At 41.7% G+C, this 4,989-nt stretch carries 3 protein-coding genes and 1 pseudogene; 3 read left to right on the top strand and 1 reads right to left on the bottom strand.

The genetic code is table 11. The annotated features are described in order from the left end of the window. Positions 1 to 248 precede the first annotated feature (248 nt). Positions 249 to 1,022, bottom strand: coding sequence for a helix-turn-helix transcriptional regulator (locus PLL47_RS14415; protein ID WP_502883713.1), 774 nt, complete (start codon positions 1,020 to 1,022; stop codon positions 249 to 251). A 1,098-nt stretch (positions 1,023 to 2,120) separates the two neighbouring features. Here PLL47_RS14415 and PLL47_RS14420 point away from each other — a divergent pair. The 3 genes and pseudogenes from PLL47_RS14420 to PLL47_RS14430 form a co-directional block, all read left to right on the top strand. Beyond that, positions 2,121 to 4,016 (top strand): uroporphyrinogen decarboxylase family protein, encoded by a 1,896-nt coding sequence (locus tag PLL47_RS14420; RefSeq protein ID WP_324447198.1) that lies wholly within the window; start codon positions 2,121 to 2,123, stop codon positions 4,014 to 4,016. Between the two features lie 241 nt (positions 4,017 to 4,257). Continuing rightward, positions 4,258 to 4,581 (top strand): hypothetical protein, encoded by a 324-nt coding sequence (locus PLL47_RS14425; protein WP_324447200.1) that lies wholly within the window; start codon positions 4,258 to 4,260, stop codon positions 4,579 to 4,581. 161 nt (positions 4,582 to 4,742) lie between these two features. Further along, positions 4,743 to 4,989 (top strand): annotated as a pseudogene (locus PLL47_RS14430) (TCP-1/cpn60 chaperonin family protein); the annotation flags it as partial.

The raw sequence follows: 4,989 nt of genomic DNA on the forward strand, positions 1-4,989 counted from the left end.
ATAAATCTACCATTGACTCTGCATCCTGTTTTTTTGTGGTAAAAGAAAAAGGATACAGAGTCAATCATATTTTACAGAACTTTCGCTACACTGCCAATATTGGCAATGTCCCGAATTTGCTGTAAATTTTAAGTCAAGTTTTTGTGCACAGTACATGAAACTGGTCTACTAATATCGAGTTTTCGATTTAATAACTTTTTAAAATTTGTAATTTTACAGAAAAATTGGCACACTGCCTAAATACTAATTTAATTAACTTTAGCCGACTGGTCCATATAATATTGAGCCAGTTCATTGCCCCATTCCATAGCACTGGGAGTATAACTCGTGATCTTCCTGTGATCGAATTCCCCCTCCTTTCCGAAGAGTTTCAACATAAAGAAATTATCTGTAACCATGAAGGAAGAAGGTCTTATTTTGCCGGAATATATATAGAGTGATACATTGTTTTCGAGCAGGACATTATATTCTTCTTGAAAGTCATTTTTCAATCTGTTATAAACCTTCTCATCAAGAATCAGATGCACTTCGGCCCCATTTTTCGCACAGCTAACCTGGATCGACGGGCAGTCAGGACAGAAATAGGAGTAAAAGGATTTAATGGTTCTTGAGCTGCTTAGCTTTTCACGCAAATATCCCGGAAACTCGAAAAGATGATCAAGATCAGGTTCGTCCAGATGACATCTTCCTAGCATGTCGATTTTTTTAATCAAATGCTCTGGAATAGGAGACCTGTCATGTTTTGCCCAGTAGTCTTTGTTTCCGTCAAAAACGTCAAGAATGGATGTAAGAGGAAGCATTTTCTCAACGACCACTGACCCTATATCTGAAAGTTGGTAGATATTTCCCGTCTGCACTATCATATCCATATCTTTCAGTTTTTTAATTTGAGGCATTAGAGCACAGGATTTTACGTTAAGAACTTCTTTAATTTCGTCAATGTCCATCGGCCCGTTAGCTAACTGAACGAGAAGATTTTTCCTTTTTTCAGAGAAAAAAATCAGATCTATAAGAGAACTCATGTTTATCAGCTTCCAATTACTCACACATTTGTCTTAAACCACAAATTCGCCAGAATTTGCCCAAACCCATCAAGATCCCGGAACTGCATAATTTTAGCCTTTACCAGGAGATATTACAATTAAAGCGACTCAATCAATTGATAAGGTATCATATTAATTCGTATTAGAAACGATTGAGATTAATTCTTATTCTTGATCTACTCAGAAATATATCCGTGAATCAATCGGTAAAACGCTCCTGTCTTAAAAAGGGAAATGATTTTCAACCGGAGCCAGGTTAATATTACAAAGATTATATTTAATTCTAGACATATATGGCTTTTGATACTACATATTTAATATAAATTGTGGAGATCCTATTTAAAATAGGACAATAAATAATAAACCAAAAATTATAAAGCAGACACATCAGATATTATTACTATTTTGAGGATATTGGAAGTTTTTTATTGATTTACAGCGAATTATAAGTGCTGTCGACCTGTAAGTGGGATCAAGTTCTCGCAATGTAATACTCGGGGTTCTAAATTCCCATATGATATTGTGATTCAAGTATATGTGATTCAAGCCTTCAAATTTTCAATGCTCTTCAATATTTAATGACTTCTTTTTTTCAACCAGCAGGATTTTGTGGTCTTCCCTGTAAGCTATCACCTCTGCAAGAAAAGATGCAGACAAAAATGCACAGGAAATATAATTTTTCCAGTATATTGAAAATCCAATGTGTTAGCAAATTTAGTCAAGTATGAAATCTCAGGAAAAGCTTATTTTTCAAAGGGAAAAAATATTGCTCCTGAGTAGAAAAACAGTGTCGGTTAAGCTATATGCGATAGAGAGAATCTCTAATTGATAATCATTGAGTCAAAAGGAATAACGGTTTCAGGATAGAGATCTGGAAAAAATTCCTTACAACACTGTACAGAGTATAAGAAGAGATACTCATCAATGATTATTGTATGAATTAAGGAGCTTATAAGTGGACTCAGGGATTGGCGGACTGTGGAACCCGCAATGACCTGAATACGGGAAAAAACAGAGATCCTAAAAACAGGCAGAGAATTGCCTTCCCGGATTTTTAAGAAATAAAGGAGATTTTCAATGGCAAAAAATGAAATTTTAAATGCTTTAGCGGATGCTGTAGTTGAGGGCGATGACGAACTTGCAGAAGAATTTGCACAGAAGGCTCTTGATGAAGGAGTTGATGCATATGAAGCAATCATTGGCGGCCTTGCAAAAGGAATGAACATTATAAGCGACCAGTATGAAAAGGGAGAAGCCTTCGTCCCCAGCCTTCTGCTCGCAGCAGATGCAATGTATGCAGGAATGGAAATCCTGACCCCCTACATGAAAGTTGATGCAAGCGCTGGTCCCCAGAACGTCATCGTCGGTACTGTCGAAGGAGACGTTCATGATATCGGAAAGAACCTCGTCAAAACAATGATTACAGCTGCGGGATACAACGCAATTGATCTCGGTGTCGATGTTCCACTCGGAAAATTCGTAGAAGCTGCGAAGGAAAACAGGGCAGCAGCTATTTCCATGAGTACCCTGATGACCACCACCATGGGAGGCATGAAAACTGTAATCGAACAGCTTCAGGAAGAAGGCCTCAGGGATTCTCTTGTGGTTATGGTCGGTGGTGCACCTGTTTCAAGAGAATTTGCAGAATCTATCGGAGCAGACGGAACCGCTCGTGACGCCAGCGGAGCGGTCGAGGCCCTTGCTTCTCTTGTCAGCAACCTTCCTGCCGATGCATGGAATGATTCCGCAGTTGTTACAAGCAAGATGAAGTATAAAGAAATTCTCGCACAGAAGGGTGCTAAGGAAGATATCGACATTGGACTCCTAACAGCTGAGAAGATCCTTGCAGAGTATGATTCCGTTGTGCCTAAGTTCAATGAAACCATGACCAAGAAGGAAAGGTTCGTCTCAGCCTTCCAGGACAAGAAGGTCGACAGGCTCCCGGTAGCACCTCTCATCTGCGGTCTCTCAAGGAAGTTCGTGCCCTGCACTTACGCAGACTACTCCACCAGGGCAGAAATGTATGCAGCCAGTGTAGTTGCAGGTACCAAATATTTCAACATTGACAATTTCGTTGGCCTTACTGACCTCTGTGTGGTTGCAAGCGATTTCGGTGCAACCATCAGGGTTCCCGAAGAAGACACCCCTGCAGCCACAGGACACCTTGAAGACTACGAAGCCATGGAAGTCCCGGAAATCAAGGAAGGTACACGTGCCTACAACCTGATCCAGGGCAATAAGCTTGCTACCGAGAAGGCAAAGGCGATTGACGCACCTGTCACCGCTCTTTTCGAAGGCCCGATGGTAGCCCTGACCCAGATCATGGGAGCAACCCGTGTCCTCTCCGACCTTCAGAATAACCCCGATGTCGTCCTCAAAGGTCTCGAAAAGACCACCGAGTACTGCAAGGAAATGGCCACAATGATGTTTGAGGAAGCCCAGCCCGACAACCTTTGCCTGGTAACTCTCTGGACTAACAACGTTATCCTCGGAGCAGAAGAATATATGAAGACAGAAGGCAAAGCCATGCAGAACGTCTTCGCTCCTCTATATAAGAAGTACAACAAACCGATGGTCATCCACAACTGCGCAGATGCCCCTCACTGGGATCTCATCAAAAAATGGGACACAAAGTACTATAGCTACACTTTCTATCCAGAACAGGTAAACAAAGGCTCCAAAGACCACAAGTACCTTATCGAGAACTACGGCAAAGATGTCATGTTCGGCGGAGAGGTGAGCCCTGTTGCATTCATGGACAACAGCCCTGCAAACCTTGAAAAGATCAGAAACGACACTATTTCCCTCCAGGAGAGCGTCCTGAACACTCTCAAGGAGAACGGAATGCAGTCAAAGTACGTGATTTCAACTGGTTGTGAGGTCCCCCCAAGAGGTCCGTGCGACACCGTCGCCACCCAGACCTACACTGTTGCACAGACAGGTCCAGAACTCTTTAGGAAGATTATCGGGTAAACCCGCCCTCTGAAGCAATTAGTGAAAAACAATCCTGGCTTGCCAGGTACGGGATGGGTTCTTTCCCATCCTCCTTTTATATCACAATAAAAATCGGGTTCTCGCTATTCCTGCTCCCATCCTCAAAAAAGTGCAGGCGAACTAAAAACGGCAAAAGGCATTGGGAAGAAAAACGCAAAAAAACTTCTGCAGAAAATAGTGAGAATCTTTCTCAATATTCCGGTAAAAGAGGCGAAACTGGATGAGACTTCAGAAAGTACCAGAACCTGAGAAAAGAAGATTTTATTCGAGTACTGTATACACTGCAGCCTATAAACAGGAACTGAACCCTTCCTCTCAGAGCTTCCTCTTTCGTTATTCGATTATTGAAGCAAGTCCTGTGAAAGGATCTACTTCTGCATACGGATCGATAGAATATACAGACATAAATACGGATTCCAGATGTTCCGATCTACCCGCAAAAACGGATCTTACAATGGAAGATCACGATACCTACCTGAAATATATGGAAAAACTCTCCGAATCATCGGAGATTCAACATTTAGCTAAGAATATAGTCCCGTGAAAAAAGGTTTCAGTTGAAACGAGAAAAGTAAAAAACCGGATAAAAAATCCTGAAAAATAACAGAGATCCGGATGAATTTCCGGAAAAGACAGAATAAAAGCTAGAAATAAGATTTCCAGCAGGTCAAAACAGCAGAAACCACAGCAAATGAGGAAAGAAATATGGCAGGTGAACTAAAAACACCGGGCAGCACGAGCCTTGAAAGCCAGGACAGAATGGCAAAACTGGCAAGGACAATAAGGGACAAGATCCAGATTAACGAGCCGGTAAAAGAAGAAGGGCTGATTGACCAGCTTGAAAGGGCAGCAATAGAAATTGATGAGTTGCTTGGCTCATCTCTCGGACCGAAAGGAATGAACAAAATAATAGTAAACCCGGTGGGGGACATTTTTGTTACTAGCGACGGAA

The sequence above is a fragment of the Methanosarcina sp. genome (assembly GCF_035390745.1).
GTDB lineage: Archaea > Halobacteriota > Methanosarcinia > Methanosarcinales > Methanosarcinaceae > Methanosarcina.